Below are 21540 nucleotides of genomic sequence, written 5' to 3' on the forward strand. Positions count from 1 at the left end.
AATATGCTAAGAGGTAACGATATGAAGTACATTGTAGCGTTTGTTTGGACGTTTGTTTTAGGTGAAGTGCTTGGTTATATTGGTAGTGCGCTAGAAAGTGCACCTTATAATGCAACGGCAACTTCTTTGTTTTCTGTAGTTATCGGTATGGTTGGTACGATTGCATATCTTGCTATCTCAAAGTCAGCTGCACCACATGCAGACAAATAGGACCTAGTTAACAAACGAAATACCAAGAGATCACTGTCACAGGTGGTCTTTTTTATTTGTAATCGCTATAATGAAATTAAGTTAAATTGAATATTAGTCAATGACATATCTCAAGAAGGAGGCTATTATGGTACCACTACAAACCATGACAGCATTTAGTTTGTTGCGGAGCCCAATGACCCCTCAGCAATTAGTAACTGCTGCACAAGAAAAGGGTTATCGAGCAGTTGCAATGACAGATGAAAATGTTTTGTATGGCATGTATGACTTTTATCAAGCAGCAACACGTGCAGGTATGCAACCAATTTTAGGATTAACTGTCACCCTCATTGGTTTGAAATCTTCACAAACATATCCATTGATTTTATTAGTGGAAAATCAAACAGGCTATCATCATTTGTTGCGTATCAGTAGTCTGCTTAACACAACAAATGATAAGTTGTCGATCAACGATTTAAAAGATGATTTAGAGGGGTTATACGTTATTTTACCAAGTGTTGGTGAACTGTCGGTCATTTTAGGGACAGAACCAGACCAAGCACAGGCATTAGTACAAAAATTAATCCAGATGACTGATGCGAATCATGTATTTTTAGGCGTAAATGCAGAGATGCGTACTGAACTTGTACAAGCAATCAAAAACATTGCACAACAAACAAATACGCGAATAGTCGCTAATGAAAAAGTGGTTTATCCTAACGCCACTGATCAATTTTCTGCACAGGTCATTCAAAAACTTGGTCAAGGTGAAATCATTGCTAACGTTGGCTTGGCACAAAAGCAACCGGCCACAGCGTACTTGAAAGAGGTGCATGATTGGGTTGCTGAATATGAAAGTCATGATTTAAAAGAGGCGATTACCAATACTGATTGGATTGCTGCGCATACAACGTTTAAATTGGAGCAATCATCAGTGACTGTCCCACGTTATGAAACACCGCAGGGACAATCATCAGCGGACTATTTAGCTGAATTATCTGAAACTGGTTTAAAAAATCGGTTACATGATTTAGATGTTGATCCAATACCATATCAAACCCGTTTAGCAGAAGAATTGCGAATTATTAATGAATTAGGATTTGCAGATTATTTCTTGATTATATGGGATGTTTTAAACTACGCCCATAAACAATCGATTCGAACTGGACCAGGACGTGGTTCAGCTGCCGGTTCACTGGTTGCCTATGTACTTTGGATTACGGATGTCGATCCAATTGCCTATGATTTATTGTTTGAACGTTTTTTAAATCCAGAACGACGACAAATGCCCGATATTGATATCGATATCCCTGATAATCGACGGGAAGAAATTTTGGATTACTTACATGAACATTATGGCCATGAACGGGTTGCTCAAATTATTACTTTTTCAACAATGGCGCAACGTGCAGTTATCCGTGATGTGGCTCGTGTCTTTGGTTTGAATCCGACTCAAATTGATCATTTATCAAAAGCAATGCCCCGAGGGACAGCTAATTTGAAAGCCTCATATGAAGAGTCACTACCCTTTCGTAATGCGTTGATCGATTTACCTGTTGACGGTGAATTACTGTATCAAACAGCTTTAAAGTTGGAAGGATTGCCACGAAACGCTTCTTTGCATGCTGCAGGAGTGGTCTTATCAGCTGAACCGTTAGTGAATCACATGCCTGTCCAACTGGGTGAAGATGGTCGGTTGGTGACACAATTGCCAAAGGGTCCAGTTGAAGCATTAGGTTTGTTAAAAATGGATTTCTTGGCATTATCAAATTTAAATATTTTAGACATTGCCGTTCGTGAAATTCAAAAGTTACCAGACCATGAATCATTTAATATTGCCAATGTGCCTTTAGATGATGCGGCAACATTAAGGCTATTTCAGAATGGTCTAACAAATGGCGTGTTTCAATTTGAATCGGGGGGGATGAAGAATATTTTACGGCAGCTACTACCCGACAGCTTTGAAGATATCGTTGCAGCCAATGCTTTATTTCGACCAGGTCCAATGCAAAATATTCCACATTTTGTGGCCCGTAAACATCATCAAGAGGCTCAAGTTGTCCCAGATGATAGTATGGCCGACATCTTAGCACCAACTTACGGTATTATTGTTTATCAAGAGCAAGTCATGCGTGTGGCAGAAAAATTTGCAGGCTTTTCATTAGGGGAAGCGGACTTATTGCGACGTGCCATGTCAAAAAAAGATCATGATAAGATTGCTGCGATGAAATCAAAGTTTGTCAATGGTGCAGTAAATCTTGGGCATCAACAACAAGTTGCAGAAGAAGTCTTTAGTTATATTGAAACCTTTGCACAATATGGATTTAATCGGTCACATGCGGTTGCTTATTCAAAATTAGCGTTCCAATTAGCGTATATTAAAGCCCATTATCCAGCAGCCTTTTATAAGGCAGTCCTAAATGATGCGATTGCTGATCGTCAAAAAATAAGTATTTATATTTCAGAAGCAAAATTAAGTCAAGTCACTATTCTGCGCCCAAGCATAAACCATTCTTGGCAAGGGTATAGTATGAATAAACAAGGTGAGTTGCAAATGGGCTTAGCATCAATTAGTGGTTTACGACGTGATTTTCGTGAAGCTGTTATTCAAGAGCGCCAAGAAGGTGGCCAATATCGTGATTTGAGTAATTTTATTGGTCGACTTCCCAGCAAATATCGTAAAGTATCACAATTAGAGCCATTGGTTTATTCAGGTGCAATGGATGAATTTGGTTTTAATCGGCGAACCCTGCTAGGATCCCTTCAAGGTTATATTGATGCAATTGGTCTGGCAGGTGAGTCAATTTCTTTGTTTGAAACATTGACACCCAAAATGCGTGAAGTGAGTGAATTTCCACTAAATGAAAAATTAGCCTATGAGCATGACTATTTAGGTGTCTATTTAAGTGGGCACCCAATCGAACCTTATTTAGCTGCGATGCCAGAAACGCAGCATACCGATATCGCAAATTTGACCGTTGGCATGGCCAAAGTAACGGTTGTTATTTATTTGCAAACAATCAAAAAAATTCGGACAAAAAAAGGTGATCCAATGGCCTTCATTGATGGCATTGATCTGACAGGCACTTTATCAATTACGATTTTTCCAAATCTCTTTAAAAAAGTTGCACCTTTACTAACAAATGAAAAAGTGTTGATCATTACAGGTAAAATTGAACAACAACGTGGTCGTGATGCATTGCAACTAATTGCCAATCAGATAGTGGATGGCGACCAGTTTTTACAACAAACTAATCATGAACAAATGCAGCAAACGACAGGACAATGGTACTTACGAATTATGTCATTAGCTGAGGATGCGGGTGTCCTGCCCGTCCTACAACAAACGTTACAACAACATCAAGGATCAAATCCTGTTTTAATGGTGTTTGAACGTGATCATCGAAAAGTTGCTTTGAATGAAACATATTGGTTGAATGATGATGATGAAACCATGCGTGCGTTACGTGCCGTATTAGGTGAAAATAACGTCGTTTTTCAACTTAAGCATTGATTTTTTTAGCAAATATCGAAATTAAGCGCAAAATACAATACAAACACCTATGAAATGCGTTAGAATAAATTAACTATTCAGAGTGATAGACAACAGATGCGATGCTGCGGGTATGAATCCCAATCGGCGTGAATCTAAAAATAGAGGATGATTTCTTATGGCAGAAGTAAAAAATTTGACAGCACAAGATGTGCATGACTTAGTCGCAGATTATATGAATGATGAGCATGTCAAAAAAGTTGATAAGGCCTATCATTTTGCAGCCCATTTACATGAGGAACAAAGGCGCAAATCTGGTGAACCGTATATTATTCACCCTATTCAGGTAGCTGGTATTTTGGCCGAATTACATATGGACCCAGATACGGTCGTTGCTGGATATTTACATGATGTTGTTGAAGATACAACGGCCACACTGACTGATGTTGAAGAAGCATTTGGCCATGATGTCGCAGTGATTGTCGATGGTGTGTCAAAATTATCGAGAATCAAGTATAAGTCGTCCCGTGAACAATTGGCAGAAAATCATCGTAAATTATTATTAGCAATGTCACATGATATTCGTGTCATTATTGTCAAATTGGCAGATCGTTTGCATAATATGCGGACGTTATCTGCACTCAGAGAAGAAAAGCAGCGGCGTATTGCGTCTGAAACGCTGGAAATATATGCACCGCTAGCAGATCGTTTAGGTATCATGACAATCAAATGGGAACTCGAGGATATGTCGTTACGATATCTGAATCCAGAAGCTTATCATGATATTGCCAAGTCAATGAATTTACGTCGTCAAGAACGTTTAGAAATTGTTGATCAAGCAGTCAATGACATCGAACATGCTATCACTGATTTACATTTGAAACATACAGAAGTCTATGGTCGTCCAAAACATATCTATTCCATTTATCGTAAAATGGTTGATAAGAATAAACGTTTCGAAGAAATATATGATCTATTAGCAATTCGTGTTTTAGTTGACACGATTCCGGAAACGTATGCTGTTCTTGGTGCTATTCATGCACGTTGGACACCAATGCCGGGTCGATTTAAAGATTATATTGCTTTACCAAAAGCCAATGGGTATCAGTCACTACATACATCTGTTATTGGTCCAGGTGGTCGACCTTTAGAGGTACAAATTCGTACATATCAAATGCACGAAATTGCTGAGTTTGGTATCGCGGCACACTGGGCATACAAGGAAGGTAATTTTGCCGGAGCAGATGTTCAAAATGCTGATCAACAAAAGTTGAATGTGATTCAAGGTATTTTAGAATTACAAGCTGATGCCCAAGATGCCGATGATTTTATGGAATCTGTCAAAGGTGATTTATTTACAGATCGTATCTTTGTCTTCACGCCGAAAGGTGATGTTATCGAAATGCCAAAGGGTGCTGGCCCATTGGATATGGCTTATACCATCCATACAAATGTTGGTAATCATACAGTGGGTGCTAAAGTGAATGATCGCATGGTACCGCTTGATTTTCCAATTAAAACGGGTGACATTGTGGAAATATTAACATCCCCTAATGCCCAACCCAATCGAGATTGGCTAACTATGGTTTCAACGCGTCGTGCGCGCAATAAGATCAAGCAATATTTCCGCAAACAAGATAAAGCCGATAATATTGAGGCCGGGAAAAAGATGGTTGCTGACTGGTTGGATAGTGAAGGTTATAATATTGAAGAGTTGATGCAACCTGAAAATGAAGAGCGTGCCGCTGAGAAGATGCATTATCAAGCTGTTGATGATATGTATGCTTCATTAGGATTTGGCGATATCAAACCACAAGGGGTTGCGAATCGCTTTACAGAAGAAAAACGTGCTGAAATTGAAGCAGCACGGCAAGAAGCAGAACAAAAGGCGATCCTTGAGCACCATCAAACAATTGAAAATAACCCCAAAAACGCAAAGCCCAATAGTCATCGTGAAGATCGAATCGTGATTCAAGGTGTTGACAATATGTTGGTGCGCTTAGGGCGTTGTTGTACGCCAGTGCCAGGTGATGAAGTCATTGGTTATGTCACAAAAGGGCGTGGTGTTTCAGTTCACCGATTGGGTTGTCCTAATTTGAAAGCTGCTGAGGTAGAAGGTAATCGCTTAGTTGATGTTGCTTGGGAAAATCCTAATGGCAATAATAAAACAGAGTATGATGCTGATTTACAAGTTTCGGCGACCAATCGCAACCGCTTATTAAATGATGTGATTCGCATGGTCAATAACACAACGCGTTCATTGAATTCGGTCAACGGTCGGGCAGATCATAATAATGATGTGCGTATTTCTTTAAGTATTGGCATAAAGAATTTGGAACAACTTGAGGCGTTGATGGTAAACATCCGGAATGTTAAGGATGTCTATGAAGTAAAGCGAGCATTTAAGTAATGAAAATCATTTTACAAAGAGTAACATCGGCAAGTGTCACCATTAGTGAAAAAATTGTCGGACAAATTGGTATAGGTTATGTGCTATTAGTTGGCATTGCAGATAGTGATACTGATGCTGATTTAGATTATTTAGTGAGAAAAATTACAAGATTAAGAGTTTTTGAAGATTCAGTGGGTAAGCTTAATCTATCCATCAATGATGTTGCTGGTCAAATTTTGTCAATTTCACAATTTACATTATATGCAGATACGAAGAAGGGCAATCGACCAAGCTTTACTAAAGCTGGTCAACCTGATTATGCCAATCAAATGTATCAACGGTTTAATGAGAAATTACGTGAGACTGGATTGACAGTGGCAACTGGTAAGTTTGGGGCTAATATGCAAGTTCAATTAACCAATGATGGACCAGTAACCATTATTTTTGATACTGAAAATAAGTGAAAGATTCATATTTAAGTAGTAATAACTAGCAAAATTGTATAAAAACTGCTAGTATTTGATTCATATTTAAGGTACATGTAAACTGTACTATGATATAATATCGTCATACAAAGTAACTAATGTGAAGGGAGTAGCATTATGGCAGAAAAGTTAATTCAATTGCGCGTTGAGGACAGTGTCAAAGACAAAGCAGATGAAATTTTTAAGTCACAAGGGTTAACCACGCAGACAGCAATCAAGATTTTCTTGACACAAGTTGCGAATACTGGTGAGTCACCATTTAGCAACTTATTTTCACGTAATTTATCAAAGTAAATAATATTTCGGTTGGGCGTATGCTTCAAGTTTCTGGGTGGGTAACCAGTAGAAATTGAAGTGTACGCTTTTTTTGGAGGCTTTAATGGGGATTATTGGGCAGGTCATTATTTTAATTATTATCACATTACTGATTGGATATATTGGAAAAAAACTAGGCTTTGCTGAGGTTGTTGGCCAATTAATTGCAGGAATTATTGTCGGGCCGGCTTTATTACATTGGGTTACGACTGGACCAACAATTGCAACACTGTCAGAATTAGGGGTGTGGCTGTTGATGTTTACAGCTGGCTTGGAGACAGACGTCAGTCAACTAAAGCGCAATCTAACAGGCGCAACTTTAACAGCCGTTTTAGGTGTTATTGTGCCATTACTTCTTTTTTCAGCGACAGCACTGATATTGGGCTATGAGTTTCATGTCGCCATCTTTTGGGGCATTGTGTTTGCCGCAACTTCTATTTCAATTACGATTAGTGTGTTGGGTGAAGCGGGTCGTTTAGGTTCACAGGTAGGTGCTGTTGTCCTAGGTGCAGCCGTATTGGATGACATATTAGCATTATTATTAGTTGGTGCCTATGTTCTAATTTTTGGTGGTCAAGGGCTAAGTATGACGACATTACTACCAATTGCGTTCTTTATTTTAGGAATTTTGGTGAATTGCTTGTCTAAATCTGGACAAATTTTAAAAATGGCAAATTTAGTTGGTACTTGGATCCTATTTCCAGTTTTCTTTGGTTCGATTGGTTTGCATATTTCTTTGAATGGGTTACAAAAAACGTGGCCACTGATTATTATTTTGACGATTTTAGCAGTGATAACAAAATACTATGGTGCGCAATGGGGTGCACGCTTAGCGAAATTGAATAAACCTGCCGCTCAGGCAATTGGCGCAGGCATGGTGTCACGAGGTGAGATGGCGTTAGTTGTTGCACAAATTGGTTTGAATGCAGCGTTGATTTCGAAAAATATTTTTGGTGATATGGTCATTGTCATTATCATGTCAACGATTATTGCGCCTATTCTATTACGTCCATTATTGAAAAAAGTGTAGTTGATCTATATGATCATTTAATCAAAAAAAGGTACCAAGTTGCGCTTGCTTAAACTTCACGCCAATTTTTTGGGGTTCAGTTCAACTTTGCGTTGCTTCGGTACCTTTTTTTGTTTTATAGGGGATCAATATCATAACGTTTCATTCTGAGTTCACGTTTTTGACCTTTAGTGGGTTTGTATAAGAAATTAAAATAAGCTGCTCGCCAATCATCAAAAGAAGCGGCCAATGATGCAATATCCTCAGGAATCTCGGTACGAGGAATATGTGTTATGTCTGGATGTGCTGTAAAATACTCATCTAACCAAGCACCGATTTTCGCATGTCCAGCATTTTCTTCATCAACGTTAAACCAGTTTGTTGGTTCAGGGTGAATTAATTGATCATCAACGTCAAATAAATCCATTGTGCCATGCACTTTAAATGGCCGAATTAAAGTTACTTTTGGATTAAATTGCCAAACAAAATTACCTGGCGCAGTTTCTTCAACATTTTCTAATTGCACAACAGCACCAGCCATGTTGGAAGGTAAGCCACTTTGTTTCAATGCGTACGATGTAATAACTAAATCACCACGATGCTCTGTATTGAATGGATACACCACACCAACTTTGGCACCAACTAAGATATCAATTAATACCTGTGGTTCCATACCAATTGCTTTCATAAATATAAACCCGCTTTCAAGATAATATTAACCATTTTAGCAAAAATTCATGTTTTTGCCGAGATATATGAGAGAATTTGGTTTACATATATCATATCCAATGCATATCTGTTAAGATAATTAAATATAGTGAACAAGATTACTGGCGCTATGATGCTGGTTATAAATAACCTTTACCAGTGCTGTGGCATCGGACTGTTATAACAACGGATGCAACTGATGTAAAAGGATGGAGATAGAATGACACATAAACTTGGTGATGTGATTACGGCTAAAGTAACTGACGAAAATGATCGTTATTACTATGCGCAAATTAACGGTGAAACTTATGAAATTGCAAAAGAAGAACTGATTAAACCATTAAAAATTGGTGGACTTGTTTCAGGTTTTGCCTATGAAAATGAGAAACACCAACTAGAAATAACGAAAAATATCCCTGATGTTCGGGTAGGACATTATGCTTGGGGAACAGTGACAGATATTCGTCGAGACTTAGGTGTCTTTGTTGATATTGGTTTGCCAAATAAAGATGTCGTTGTGTCATTAGATGAATTACCAACAATTAAAGAATTGTGGCCACAACGCGGTGACAAATTGATGATAACGTTGCGTATCGATAAAAAAGACCGTTTATGGGGTGAATTAGTGACACCAGAAATTTTGCAAGCTGTGCGAATTCCTGCTAAAACAAATATGCATAACAAACAAGTGCAAGCAACCGTGTATCGTTTAAAAATGGTGGGTACATTAGTAATTACGTCTGATTATCACTTTGGCTTTATCCATCCCGATGAACGTCAAAGAGAACCTCGTTTAGGTGAAGTATTATCAGCACGTGTTATTGGTGTGCGACCTGATGGTGTGCTGAATTTGTCGTTGCGTCCAAGAGCATACGAAGCTATTCCTGAAGATGCGCAAATGCTGTTAACTTTGTTGGAGCGATCAGCAACACACAGTTTGCCATTTACGGACAAGTCAGACCCAAAGGCTATAAAAAAATACTTTGGCATGTCAAAGTCACAATTTAAGCGAGCTGTTGGTAGATTGTATAAGGAACGTCGCATTACACAAAATGAAAAAGGACTCTTTTTAGTAGAAAGCGAAGGCGAATAATATGAAAGTGCAGGTAGGACCATTTGAGGACGTTTTGGTTGACTACCTTCATTATTTAACTGTGGAGCGCGGCTTATCAGCTAATACAAAATATTCTTATCAACAAGATTTGACACAATTTTTTCAATATTTGATGACTGAAAAATACAACAGTTTAACAAACGTTGATCGTTTTACAATTATGGCCTTTTTAGGTGTTTTAGAACAAAAAGGTAAGTCGCGTAATACAGTGATTCGCATGGTGTCAACTTTACGAAAATTTTTTGAATTTTTGCAAATGAACCATATGATTGATCATAATCCGATGTTACAAGTTGATTCCCCTAAAAAAGCACAACATTTGCCAGCAGTTTTAACTTTATCTGAGGTAGAAGCTTTGTTACGTGTGCCGGATATAAAAACACCTCTGGGATTGCGCAATCGGACGATTCTAGAAGTGATGTATGCAACTGGTCTGCGCGTTAGTGAGTTAGTTAATTTAAGATTAGACAATCTGCATTTAGATTTAGGGTTAATTCAGACGATTGGAAAAGGGGACAAAGAACGGATCGTGCCCATTGGTGACGTGGCAGCAAAGTGGTTGAAACAATATTTAAGTGACGGACGACCATTGTTAGGTAAACAGCAAGATCCCCATATTATTTTTTTGAATGATCGTGGTCATCAGTTGACACGTCAGGGTATTTGGAAATTAATCAAACAATGGGTCAAACAAGCAGGCATTACCAAAGATGTATCACCCCATACTTTACGTCATTCTTTTGCAACCCATATTTTAGAAAATGGGGCGGACTTACGTATTGTACAAGAATTATTGGGGCATGCTGACATATCAACCACACAGATTTATACGCATATTTCAAATAAACGGTTAACTGAAGTTTATGAAAAAGCGCATCCTCGAGCCTAGTTCGGATTGATTGGAGGAAAATATGTTAATTATCGTACGTAAAGATCAATCAAAAATTGTCATGGGCTTATTATCATATAGCCCAAACTTACCAGATATTGCTGCTGTGCAGCGAGAGTATGACTGGTACCAAACAGATGATAGTCGTCATATTTTGTTATGGCGTGATGAAGATACGCATCACTTTACGGTGTTACTTGGCATTTTACAAATTTATAATTCGGTTGTTATTCGACGAATTGTTTTTAGTCCTGAAGTACAACGTCGCCAACAACTAAGACTTGGTCATGAAATTTATCAAGCTTTAAAGTCCCAATATCCAGACAGAGTGATTATGGGATCAATTGCGACGCAGAAATATGTTACGAAATGGCGAGAAACAAAATGAGTGAAGAATTAACGTATCATTTAGATGATTTTGATGGTCCATTGGATTTATTGTTACACCTCATTCGGGTCAATGAGATGGATATTATGGACATACCAATTGTTGCAATTACTGCACAATACTTAGATTTCTTACACGCAGAACAAGAGAGAGATTTAGATGTTGCTGGTGAATTTTTAGTGATGGCTGCAACGTTGATGTCGATTAAAGCCAACTATTTATTGCCTAAAAATGATAATTTTGAGTATGATGAAGATCTGGCTGAGTTCGTAACGGAAGAGGCAGATCCTCGCGAAACATTGATGATGCAATTATTGGAGTACCAACGTTACCAACAAGCTGCGGGAGATTTACGTGAACGTGAAGAAGAACGACAATTACAATTTTCACGTGCGCCAATGCCAATTCCTGACGATATTCATGGTGCACCTTTACCTGAAGGATTGACTTTAGCTGATTTACAAACAGCATTTGATCAGTTAGTTAAAAAAAGATTTCAAAAGCAAGTACAGCCGCGATCATTACGAAATGACAACTGGTCTATTCACCAACAAATGTCACATATCATGGACCGCATGACGACGGTGGATACGTTGACTTTTGAAGAATTGTTTTCTGAAAAAAAGAGTCGCGATGAGCTCGTGACAACATTTATGGCGATGCTTGAATTGGTCAGACATCAGCATTTGCAAGTGAAGCAGGATAAATTATTTGATACAATTAATCTTTCATGTGGTCAAATACCGTATGAACAAGGAGAGGAAGAAACGGCCAATGCAGAATAGCTTACAACAAATTGAAGGATTGTTATTTGTTGCAGGGGATGAAGGCATTACACTGGGCGAACTGGCAGCAGCAACACAATTTTTAAAGCCAGCTGTTAATGGGCTACTAGACGATTTAGCAGTAAAATATTCGTCAGATGAGAGTTGTGCTTTTGAAATACTCAAGACAGATGATCGTTATCAACTAGTCACGAAGACAACCTTGTCTGAAACAATTCATCGATTTTTTACAGCACCATTAACAACTGCTTTGTCACAAGCATCTCTTGAAGTACTGGCAATTATTGCCTATAAACAACCAGTGACTAGGATTGAGGTGGATGAAATTCGGGGAGTGCAATCTCAATCAACGATTCAAAAGTTAGTCTTACGCAATTTGGTGACTAGTAAGGGACGTTCTACCGAACCGGGGCGACCTATCTTATATGGGACAACGTCGTATTTTTTGAATTACTTTGGTTTAACAAATTTGGACGAATTACCACCTTTGGTTACAGCAAAAGCATTAGAAGATTTGCAAAATAATCAAGAGACAGTCATCCCGTTAATGCCAACAGGTAATGAGCAATCTTCATTTGATGTGACGATTGCTGAATTGACGAATGACTTAGAAAATAACGAGGAAAAATAATGGCAGAACGATTACAAAAAGTGATGGCACAAGCGGGGGTGGCTTCACGTCGTGCATCTGAAAAAATGATTACCGCAGGTCAAGTCACAGTTAATGGCCAAGTAAAAACAGAGCTGGGGACAAAAGTAGAACCTAGTGATCATATCGAAGTTAATGGGACACCCATTGAAGCAAAAGAAAAATTAGTCTATTTTTTGTTAAACAAGCCGCGCGGGGTGGTAACGACCAATTCTGATGATAAGGGACGACAAACAGTGATGGATATTGTTGATGAGCCTGAGCGTGTTTACCCGGTTGGTCGTTTGGATTATGATACGACTGGTGCATTGTTATTAACGAACGATGGTGATTTAGCGAATAAATTAATGCATCCTAAATATCGTATAGATAAGGTGTATGTGGCTAAAGTGAAGGGCATTCCAACAAATGAGGCCTTAGAAAAATTACGTCATGGTGTGACTGTTAAAACAGTCCAAAAAGGACGCCATTATACATTTAGTGCAGCCCCAGCACATGCTGAAATTTTATCAACAGATAAGAAAAAGCATACAGCAATCGTTAAGTTGACGATTCATGAAGGTAAGTATCATCAAGTCAAAGAGATGTTACGTACGGTTGGCTATGAGGTTATTAAATTAACGCGTGAACGTTATGGTATGCTAGATTTAACTGGTTTGACAGCTGGTGAATATCGACCATTGCGTCACGAAGAGGTGCAAACATTAAAATCAGGTCACCAGTTCCGTAAATCAGCTGGACGTTGGTAAGCAATACCAAATGACTATTGACTTTTAGTAACAGGAAAGCTACTATAAATATGATAATTAAATATCTTCAGGGCAGGGTGTAATTCCCGACCGGCGGTAATCTGATTTTTTAGAAAGTCCGCGACCCACAATGTTGTGGTTGATATGGTGTGAATCCATAACCGACAGTAAAGTCTGGTATGCAGAAGAATTAATGAATTGACTGATATAGTCGGTTTTATTTGTGTCGCCCTGACACGAATGAGACCGACTTTTTTATTATCAGTGTGGAGGATATATTGTATCATGAATAGAACACGTCATTTAACGATTATTGCACTGTTATCAGCAATTGCTTTTGTTTTGATGGTATTTCCGCAATTTCCGTTATTACCGGGAGCAAGTTTTTTGAAAATTGATTTTTCAATTGTACCAGTTTTGTTTGGTGCCTTATTATTAGGCTTGAAGCAAGGCTATGTTATTTTAATTTTAAGATCTGTTTTAAAATTATTGTTAAATAATGAAGGGCCAGGTGATTTGATCGGTTTGCCAATGAACATTATTGGGATGGCTGTTTTGATGACAATTATTATCATGGTAATGAAACGAACTGATGTATCAAAAAAACAATTTATGATTGGCACATTAATGGGAACGATTGGATTAACGATTGCCATGGTTATTCTTAATTATGTTTACGCTGTACCGCTGTATGCCGTGTTTGCTAATTTTGATATTAAAGCCACGATTGGACTAGGACATTATTTGCTTTGGATGGTCGTACCGTTTAACCTAATTGAGGGGGTTATTCTAGGTGCCGTATCTGGTGTCGTCTTTTTCTCTTTCCAACGTGTTTTGGCACGAATGCATTCACAACTAAATTAAATCAAGTGACTTGCACTTCGTTCACTATTTTCTTAAACTAATGATTAGTATGTGGAAAGGTGGACAGTGTGGTGACAGATAATTTTTTGATTACCCTATTTTCGTCAACACAAGCACGACGACATCGGGTAATTTTTAGTTTATTGAAACGTCGATTAACTGTGTCGACTGAGTACTGGGGATTACGTTATCAATTGTTGCCATATGTTGGCCTGATGCCACAATTAGAAAAGACAACTTTTGATGAACAAATAAAGCGATTTATCCAAACGGGTTTATTAATTGAAAAGCAATCTGAAACAGGTCAGTTATTATTGACACAAAAAGGCGTTTTGGCACAACAAAAGTTTGCTAAGCAACACTATCAATTGCAGTATGTCACGTTGGCAACCCAGCCTTTAGCTAATGTTCGTCATTTTCGAGAAACATTCTTACTCGCCAATCAGATTATTTCGGAAGCGTCATATCACAATAACCATTATTATCCATTGCAAGTTGATTTAAAAACGAAATTATTAGTGAAGCAATGGTATCGACAGATAACGAATAAACAGACATTAGGTGTTACTTGGTCAGCCGACATCCAGCAATTTCTTGAACAGTTACCTAAAAAAACTGCCAATCAATTTATTGCAACGTGGGTGGGGCATCAAATAGCAGGGAAAAATATTGCGCAATTAGGACACCCAACAACTTGGGGAGCAATTGATTTTTATTTATGGGAATTAGATTTGTTTGCTTTATGGAGTACAACGATTTCAAAAAGGTCGCGTCCAAGTATATTAAAAACCTTATGGCAGTTAACACAAACACAAAGCAATCTTTCCAATAGTATGCAATTAACATGTCGACAAGTTAGCCAAGGATTGTCAATTGCGCAAATTAGTCAACGACGTCATTTAAAAATAGGAACCGTGCGAGAACATTTACTATCGGCGGCAATTTGGTTACCGCAACAGAATTTTCCTTACGATTTGTTTTTAACACCCCAAATAGTGAGTTACTTAAAAGAAAATCTCAGTGGTGCCATTGATGACTGGCAATTTTCAAGTGTTAGAAGATCAGACGATCCAAACGAATTTTTTTTATTTCGCTTATATGAAATTTATTTAACCAAGCAAGAGGGAACAAAAGATGCCAGGTTCTAATTTAGAAAATGTTTTACATCGTAAATTTGGTTTTGAAACATTTAAAACGGGTCAACAAGAAATTTTAACAGCTTTATTGGCTAAAAAATCAACCATGGCTGTGTTACCAACTGGTGGGGGGAAAACATTAATTTATCAAATGATGGGTGCGTTACGACCAGGATTGATTCTCATTGTAACGCCTTTATTATCGTTAATGCAGGATCAAGTTGCTCGTTTGAATTATCTTGGTGAAAAAAAGGTCGTTGCTTTAAATTCAACTTTATCGTACGAAAATAAAAAAATGGTGTTAAAAAACCTTGCAAGTTATCATTTCTTGTTTATTTCGCCAGAAATGCTTCATCAAGAACCAGTACAAGCTGCTTTGACACGAATTACCATTAACTTAATGGTGGTTGACGAAGTACATACCATGGTGACGTGGGGACAAGATTTTCGACCAGATTATTTGGCATTGCCACGAATTCATGAGCAGTTACATAAACCACAGCTACTATTATTAACGGCGACGGCCACGCCACGTATGATTGATGAAATTATTGATAGCTTTGGCATGGCTGAGACAGATTGGTTTATTTATAAACATGCAGTCGATCGTCCCAATATTTATTTACATACAGAACAGTTGGCTAATGACGCTGAAAAGAGACAGCGCTTAAAAGAATTAGTTATGACCACGACAGGTCCAGGGATTATTTACTTTACGTCACGAAAATTAGCAACAAGTATGGCTGAATGGTTACATGAAGAAACCCAGCAAAATGTGGTTGCTTATCATGGTGGGATGGATACAATTTCACGATATCGTGTCCAACAACAGTTTATGCATGGTGATATTGATGTGATTACGGCAACTTCCGCATTTGGTATGGGAATAGATAAAGATAATATTCGTTTTGTTATTCATTATCATTTAAGTAATGATTTATCTAATTATTTACAAGAAATTGGGCGTGCTGGTCGTGATAACCAGCAAGCTGTTGCAATATTATTATATGTCCCCGGGGATGAACTGATTCAATTTAATTTAATTGATCAAACGATTCCAAATTCTGCTGCAATCAAAATTTACTTAGAACACCCTAATGCAGATGTTTTAACTGCTGATCAAGTAAAATTATTAAACTTTTATCGCAACAGTGGTCTGTCAATTGCTGATATTATTCAAATTTTTGAACAAAGAAAATATAGTCGTCAAGAAAATTTGTGGTCAATGATCAATTACGCTAAGTCGCCAGGTCAGTTGCGCAAACAAATTAGTGAATATTTTGGTAATGATACGACGACGCTATCTTTGACAGATGAAAGCGTGGGTGTGACAGACTGGCCACCTGCAGAATTGGCACTGGCAAGAAAAGAAAACGTACCACGACCTGAAATGGTGGCAGATTGGTCACAACAGTTAAAAAAACTGTTTAATTTACAATAAAGTTTGGGTGTGACACTAACTATTTTAAGGTACTTAGTGTATGATTAAAGATAATAAAAAAAGAGAGTAAGGAGAGCCACCAATCATGACCGAAAAGAAGAATGAACAACAGCCATGGGAGGCATCTTTCAAAGATGAAACGACCAAACAATATTCAAGAACACAAAACCGACGTAAGTCACAACGTGTTAGTATGGTTGTCGGAATTTTGGTATTGATTGTCATTGCTTTGTCGTTTGTTCCTGTCTATAAATATTTACAGGAATTGAATAAACCTGCTGATGCCACAACAAATACTGAATTGCCTGTCGCTTCATCTACGAAAACAACCACCTCAACCAATAAAGTGACAGATACTGCGAAGTCAGAATCAAAGGCAAAGGTGGCTGCATCGAAATCTTCTGAGGCAGCTGCCAAAAAGTCAAGCGAGGCTGCAGCTAAATCGTCTTCAGAAGCCGCCGCATCTTCTGAGGCAGCTGCATCTTCTGAAGCAGCCTCTTCATCAGCAGCGTCATCTTCTTCAGAAGAAGCTTCAAAGACTGTTAATTTTGAGTCAGGAACGCTTTATAGTTTTGCTGTTGCAAATGGGACAACACCAGAAGAATTGTATACGTTAAATCCAGGCTTAACGGCAAGTAATTATGCTACTTATTATGGCAAAGGCTTAAAAGTTAAGTAAAAATTTATCGTTGTTGTTAAAACGTCAGTTTGTGATAGGAGTCGTTAATCTTACCATTTTATGTTGGTAGATCAACGATTTTTTTGCGTATACTTCAAATAATGTCAAATCATTTTTTAAACTAGTCGTACTAGTGTTTCTAGGCAATTAAGCGTAAAATAAGACAGTAATAAATTGAATAAGGATGTGAATCATGAACCCAATTCGGATTGCAATTGATGGCCCGGCTTCTGCAGGTAAGTCGACAATTGCTAAAATTTTGGCTACGGACTTAAACTTTGTCTATGTTGACACAGGGGCAATGTATCGGACAGTAACTTTAGCAGCAATTAAATCAGGCGTTACATTAACTGATGAACAAGCTGTGACAGCGCTATTACCTGACATTAAAATTTCATTTCAGCCGGGTAACCCAGTACAACACGTTTTTCTAAATAGTGAGGAAGTGACTGAAGAGATTCGTTCGGTTGCAGTCACAGCAAATGTATCCGTTGTTTCTGCTTATGGTGAAGTGCGCAATGCGATGACCACGTTGCAACGAGAAATTGCTGCTGCTGGTGGTGTCGTGATGGATGGTCGTGACATTGGGACAACTGTGCTACCAGATGCTGAAGTGAAAATATTTTTAATTGCATCTGTTCATGAACGTGCAGTACGTCGCTTTAAAGAAAATCAAGCCAAGGGAATGGCAACTACTTTGACTGAACTTGAAACAGCAATTGAGAAGCGAGATTATCTTGATTCTCATCGTGAAATTTCACCACTAAAGAAAGCAATTGATGCAACTGAATTGGATACGACAGGTCTCTCAATTAACGAAGTAGTGAGTGAAGTGAAGCATATTATTGAAAATAAATTACAAAAATAATAATTACGGCTAAAAAAGTGCAAAAAGTACTAGTAAAATATACCAATATTAGGTATAATACTCATTAGAGTCGTGTGACCAGGAGGATATATTGTAATGAACGAAGAGAACAACGAGCTATTGGCAGCTCTTGACAGCGTAGCCGAAGTTAAAGTTGGCGATGTAGTTAAGGGTGAAGTCTTGGCAATTGATGATAATCGTCAAGTTATCGTAGGTATTGAAGGTGCCGGCGTTGAAGGTGTGATTCCTTTGCGTGAATTGACAACTGACCGCGATGCGGACGTAAATGACCTTGTCAAGGTTGGAGACGTGTTGGATTTGGTAGTTGTATCAACTATCGGTTCTGACAAGGAAGGTGGATCATACCTATTGTCAAAGCGTCGTCTTGAAGCTCGTCGTGCTTGGGAAGAAATCGCAAGCAAGCACAGTGTTGACGACATTGTGGAAGCACCAGTAACACAAGCTGTTAAGGGTGGTTTGGTTGTTGACGTTGAAGGTGTACGTGGATTCGTACCTGCTTCAATGATTGAGAACCGTTTCGTGCAAGATTTGAACCAATACAAAGGTCAAACTATCCGTGCAAAGATTATCGAAATCAATGCAGCAGACAGTCGTTTGATCTTGTCACGTCGTGATGTATTGAACGAAGAGCGTAAAGCTGCTTTGGCACGTATTTTCGACGAACTATCAGTTGGTGATGTTATTGAAGGTAAAGTTGCTCGTATGACTAACTTTGGTGCATTTATTGACCTTGGTGGTGTTGATGGATTGGTACACGTATCTGAAATCTCACACGAACGCGTTTCACAACCTTCAGACGTTTTGTCAGTTGGTGAAGAAGTTAAGGTTAAGGTTTTGGGCTTGGATCCAGAACGTGAGCGTATCTCATTGTCAATCAAGGCTACTCAACCTGGACCTTGGGACGAAGCTGCTGAGAAGGCACCTGCTGGTACAGTTCTAGAGGGAACTGTTAAGCGTGTGGTTGACTTCGGTGCATTCGTTGAAGTGTTCCCAGGTGTCGAAGGTTTGGTTCACGTTTCACAAATCTCACACAAGCACATTGCTAACCCAAGTGATGTTTTGAAGGCTGGAGACAAGGTTAAGGTTAAGGTTTTGGATGTTAATCCAGAGCGTCAACGTTTATCATTGTCAATCAAGGCTTTGGAAGAGGCACCTGCACACGAGGAAAATGATCGTCCTCGTCGTTCACGTCGCCCACGTCAATCAGCACCTACTAACTATTCAACTTCAGAAGAAGAAGGATCAGCAACACTAGGTGATGCATTTGGTGATATTTTTAAAGATTTTAACTAAGCATTAGAATAGCTTAAAACAGTTAGAGGCTGGGACAAGAGTTGTCTCAGCCTCTAATTTTTGTTTCGTCTTAATTCATGTTAAGATTATATGTAACAGTGACAAATTAAATTGAGGTAGCAAAAATTTAATACCTCAGAAAAGAGGATAATATGGGATTCCCTGTTGTGGCAGTTGTTGGTCGCCCAAATGTGGGTAAATCAACAATCTTTAACCGCATTGCGGGTGATCGAATTTCAATTGTTGAGGACACACCTGGTGTAACGCGTGATCGTATTTATACACGTGCAGAATGGTTGACTCATGAATTTCGATTAATCGATACTGGTGGTATTGATATGGGTGATGAACCATTCATGTCACAAATTGTACAGCAAGCGGAAATTGCAATCGATGAAGCGGATGTCATTATTTTTATGGTGTCTGCACGGGAAGGATTGACTGAAGCTGATGAGCGCGTAGCCAAAATTTTGTATCGGTCAAAGAAACCAGTTGTATTGGCCGTGAATAAGGTTGATAATATTGAATTACGTTCAGAAATTTATGAGTTCTATGCTTTGGGATTTGGTGATCCATACCCTATTTCAGGTGCCCATGGTACTGGTTTAGGTGATTTATTAGACCAAGTTGTGGCTAATTTTCCTGAATCTGCCGTACAAGAAGATGATGAAGCCGTTCGCTTCTCATTTATTGGACGCCCAAATGTGGGTAAATCATCGTTAGTTAATGCAATGTTAGGTGAAGAGCGGGTGATCGTTTCAGATATCTCTGGTACGACGCGTGATGCAATTGATACGCGTTTCACCTCTGCAGAAGGTGATGAATTTGTGATGGTCGATACGGCTGGTATTCGTAAGCGTGGTAAAGTGTATGAATCAACAGAAAAATACTCTGTTATGCGTGCTATGCGTGCTATTGATGATTCAAATGTTGTTCTTGTCGTTTTGAATGCAGAAGAAGGTATTCGTGAACAGGATAAGCATGTTGCTGGTTATGCACATGAAGCCGGTCGTGCCGTTATTATTGTGATTAACAAGTGGGATACGCTTGAAAAAGACAACCACACGATGGCAGATTTTGAAAATCAAATCCGTGAAGAATTTCAGTATCTATCATACGCACCAATTGTCTTTGTTTCAGCAGTAACTAAGCAAAGACTAAACAAATTACCTGCGTTAATTAAGCAAGTTAATGAAAATCATCAAAAGCGTATTCAATCAGCTACGTTGAATGAAGTGATTATGGATGCTTTGGCACTAAATCCAACCTCAACGGTGAATGGTAAGCGTCTAAGAGTTTATTACGCAACACAGGTTGCTATTCAGCCACCGACATTTGTGGTCTTTGTCAATGACCCAGAATTAATGCACTTTTCATATGAACGTTTCTTAGAAAATCAAATCCGTAAATCATTTGATTTTACAGGAACGCCAATTCACTTAATTAAACGGGCACGCAAGTAAAAATAAACTTAATTTGACATTCCTTAAACAATTTTTTATATAAATGTTTAAGGATATGACAAAAAGCCTGTTGTATCAACGTTTTAAGACAGATTTTACTTGTAAGATGGCGTTAATTATGATATTCTAATTATCGAAATCTAATTACAGATTCGATCTAAATTTATTGGCAAATTGCCAATATACCTATCCAGGAGGAAAGTTAAATGGCTAACAAGCAAGAATTAGTAACTGATGTTGCAACTGCAACTGGTTTGACAAAGAAGGATGCAACTGCAGCAGTTGATGCTGTATTTGCTTCAATTCAAGATACTTTGGCAAAAGGTGAAAAAGTACAATTAATTGGCTTTGGTAACTTTGAAGTACGTTCTCGTGCCGCTCGCAAGGGTCGCAACCCACAAACTGGTGAGGAAATCGAGATTGCTGCATCAAAGATTCCTGCATTCAAGCCTGGTAAGGCTTTGAAAGACGCCATCAAGTAATTTTTCAAAAAAGAAGTTGTGTTCACATAACTTCTTTTTTTATTGCCAAAATTTTTGATGTATCTGTTAACTAGATATGTTTACCAGTCATAATTTGTGCTAAACTTAAATTTAATTATTGTAAGGGA

21 protein-coding genes and 1 riboswitch are annotated in these 21540 nt (G+C 38.3%); of the genes, 20 read left to right on the forward strand and 1 reads right to left on the reverse strand.

Translation table 11 applies throughout. The features are described 5' to 3' along the window. The first annotated feature begins 21 nt into the window (after positions 1 to 21). The 6 genes from AC3B5D_RS02190 to AC3B5D_RS02215 all read left to right on the forward strand — a co-directional run bounded on the left by AC3B5D_RS02190 (position 22) and on the right by AC3B5D_RS02215 (position 7904). Positions 22 to 210, forward strand: coding sequence for a YjzD family protein (locus AC3B5D_RS02190; protein ID WP_489839732.1), 189 nt, complete (start codon positions 22 to 24; stop codon positions 208 to 210). 127 nt (positions 211 to 337) lie between these two features. Continuing rightward, entirely contained in the window at positions 338 to 3703 is a 3366-nt protein-coding gene (locus tag AC3B5D_RS02195; RefSeq protein WP_489839731.1) for a DNA polymerase III subunit alpha, read from the forward strand. Positions 3704 to 3860: 157 nt separating this feature from the next. Continuing rightward, positions 3861 to 6092: a RelA/SpoT family protein gene (locus AC3B5D_RS02200; protein ID WP_489839730.1), complete on the forward strand. Its 2232-nt coding sequence runs from the start codon at positions 3861 to 3863 to the stop codon at positions 6090 to 6092. Then, a complete protein-coding gene (gene dtd, locus AC3B5D_RS02205) occupies positions 6092 to 6538 on the forward strand; it encodes a D-aminoacyl-tRNA deacylase (protein WP_489839729.1) in 447 nt (148 codons plus the stop codon). Before AC3B5D_RS02200 ends, dtd begins: the two co-directional genes overlap by 1 nt. Before the next feature lie 138 nt (positions 6539 to 6676). Further along, positions 6677 to 6853 (forward strand): type II toxin-antitoxin system RelB/DinJ family antitoxin, encoded by a 177-nt coding sequence (locus AC3B5D_RS02210; RefSeq protein ID WP_489839728.1) that lies wholly within the window; start codon positions 6677 to 6679, stop codon positions 6851 to 6853. Between the two features lie 85 nt (positions 6854 to 6938). Next, a complete protein-coding gene (locus AC3B5D_RS02215) occupies positions 6939 to 7904 on the forward strand; it encodes a cation:proton antiporter (protein WP_489839727.1) in 966 nt (321 codons plus the stop codon). 115 nt (positions 7905 to 8019) lie between these two features. Here AC3B5D_RS02215 and AC3B5D_RS02220 read toward each other — a convergent pair whose 3' ends face one another. After that, entirely contained in the window at positions 8020 to 8571 is a 552-nt protein-coding gene (locus tag AC3B5D_RS02220; protein WP_489839726.1) for a hypothetical protein, read from the reverse strand. Positions 8572 to 8811: 240 nt separating this feature from the next. Between AC3B5D_RS02220 and AC3B5D_RS02225 the strand changes: the two genes are divergently transcribed. The 14 genes from AC3B5D_RS02225 (at position 8812) to AC3B5D_RS02290 (ending at position 21412) form a co-directional block, all read left to right on the forward strand. Further along, positions 8812 to 9684 (forward strand): CvfB family protein, encoded by an 873-nt coding sequence (locus AC3B5D_RS02225; RefSeq protein ID WP_489839725.1) that lies wholly within the window; start codon positions 8812 to 8814, stop codon positions 9682 to 9684. A 1-nt stretch (position 9685) separates the two neighbouring features. Beyond that, on the forward strand, positions 9686 to 10594 hold the full coding sequence (gene xerD, locus AC3B5D_RS02230) for a site-specific tyrosine recombinase XerD (protein ID WP_489839724.1): 909 nt from the start codon (positions 9686 to 9688) through the stop codon (positions 10592 to 10594). 22 nt (positions 10595 to 10616) lie between these two features. Then, positions 10617 to 10982: a reductase gene (locus AC3B5D_RS02235; RefSeq protein ID WP_489839723.1), complete on the forward strand. Its 366-nt coding sequence runs from the start codon at positions 10617 to 10619 to the stop codon at positions 10980 to 10982. Continuing rightward, a complete protein-coding gene (locus tag AC3B5D_RS02240) occupies positions 10979 to 11767 on the forward strand; it encodes a segregation and condensation protein A (protein ID WP_489839722.1) in 789 nt (262 codons plus the stop codon). The genes AC3B5D_RS02235 and AC3B5D_RS02240 overlap by 4 nt, the downstream gene beginning before the upstream one ends. Further along, positions 11757 to 12398: an SMC-Scp complex subunit ScpB gene (gene scpB / locus AC3B5D_RS02245; RefSeq protein WP_489839721.1), complete on the forward strand. Its 642-nt coding sequence runs from the start codon at positions 11757 to 11759 to the stop codon at positions 12396 to 12398. The genes AC3B5D_RS02240 and scpB overlap by 11 nt, the downstream gene beginning before the upstream one ends. Continuing rightward, positions 12398 to 13165: a pseudouridine synthase gene (locus AC3B5D_RS02250; RefSeq protein ID WP_489839720.1), complete on the forward strand. Its 768-nt coding sequence runs from the start codon at positions 12398 to 12400 to the stop codon at positions 13163 to 13165. Before scpB ends, AC3B5D_RS02250 begins: the two co-directional genes overlap by 1 nt. Before the next feature lie 59 nt (positions 13166 to 13224). Next, a riboswitch (FMN riboswitch) is annotated at positions 13225 to 13359 on the forward strand. A 91-nt stretch (positions 13360 to 13450) separates the two neighbouring features. Then, entirely contained in the window at positions 13451 to 14029 is a 579-nt protein-coding gene (locus tag AC3B5D_RS02255; RefSeq protein WP_489839719.1) for an ECF transporter S component, read from the forward strand. A gap of 71 nt (positions 14030 to 14100) precedes the next feature. Further along, positions 14101 to 15177, forward strand: coding sequence for a helix-turn-helix domain-containing protein (locus tag AC3B5D_RS02260; protein ID WP_489839718.1), 1077 nt, complete (start codon positions 14101 to 14103; stop codon positions 15175 to 15177). Continuing rightward, the gene (locus tag AC3B5D_RS02265) at positions 15164 to 16606 is read left to right on the forward strand and encodes a RecQ family ATP-dependent DNA helicase (protein WP_489839717.1); all 1443 of its coding nucleotides are present in this window, start codon (positions 15164 to 15166) and stop codon (positions 16604 to 16606) included. The genes AC3B5D_RS02260 and AC3B5D_RS02265 overlap by 14 nt, the downstream gene beginning before the upstream one ends. Positions 16607 to 16691: 85 nt before the next feature. Next, entirely contained in the window at positions 16692 to 17285 is a 594-nt protein-coding gene (locus tag AC3B5D_RS02270; protein WP_489839716.1) for a LysM domain-containing protein, read from the forward strand. A gap of 193 nt (positions 17286 to 17478) precedes the next feature. After that, positions 17479 to 18153, forward strand: coding sequence for a (d)CMP kinase (gene cmk / locus AC3B5D_RS02275; RefSeq protein ID WP_489839715.1), 675 nt, complete (start codon positions 17479 to 17481; stop codon positions 18151 to 18153). Between the two features lie 96 nt (positions 18154 to 18249). Further along, complete coding sequence (gene rpsA, locus AC3B5D_RS02280) at positions 18250 to 19467, forward strand: 30S ribosomal protein S1 (RefSeq protein WP_489839714.1); 1218 nt, start codon at positions 18250 to 18252, stop codon at positions 19465 to 19467. 152 nt (positions 19468 to 19619) lie between these two features. Further along, on the forward strand, positions 19620 to 20930 hold the full coding sequence (der, locus tag AC3B5D_RS02285) for a ribosome biogenesis GTPase Der (RefSeq protein WP_489839713.1): 1311 nt from the start codon (positions 19620 to 19622) through the stop codon (positions 20928 to 20930). A 206-nt stretch (positions 20931 to 21136) separates the two neighbouring features. Next, positions 21137 to 21412, forward strand: coding sequence for an HU family DNA-binding protein (locus tag AC3B5D_RS02290; RefSeq protein WP_042493879.1), 276 nt, complete (start codon positions 21137 to 21139; stop codon positions 21410 to 21412). Positions 21413 to 21540: the final 128 nt, after the last annotated feature.

This window comes from Weissella sp. ESL1177 (assembly GCF_058107185.1).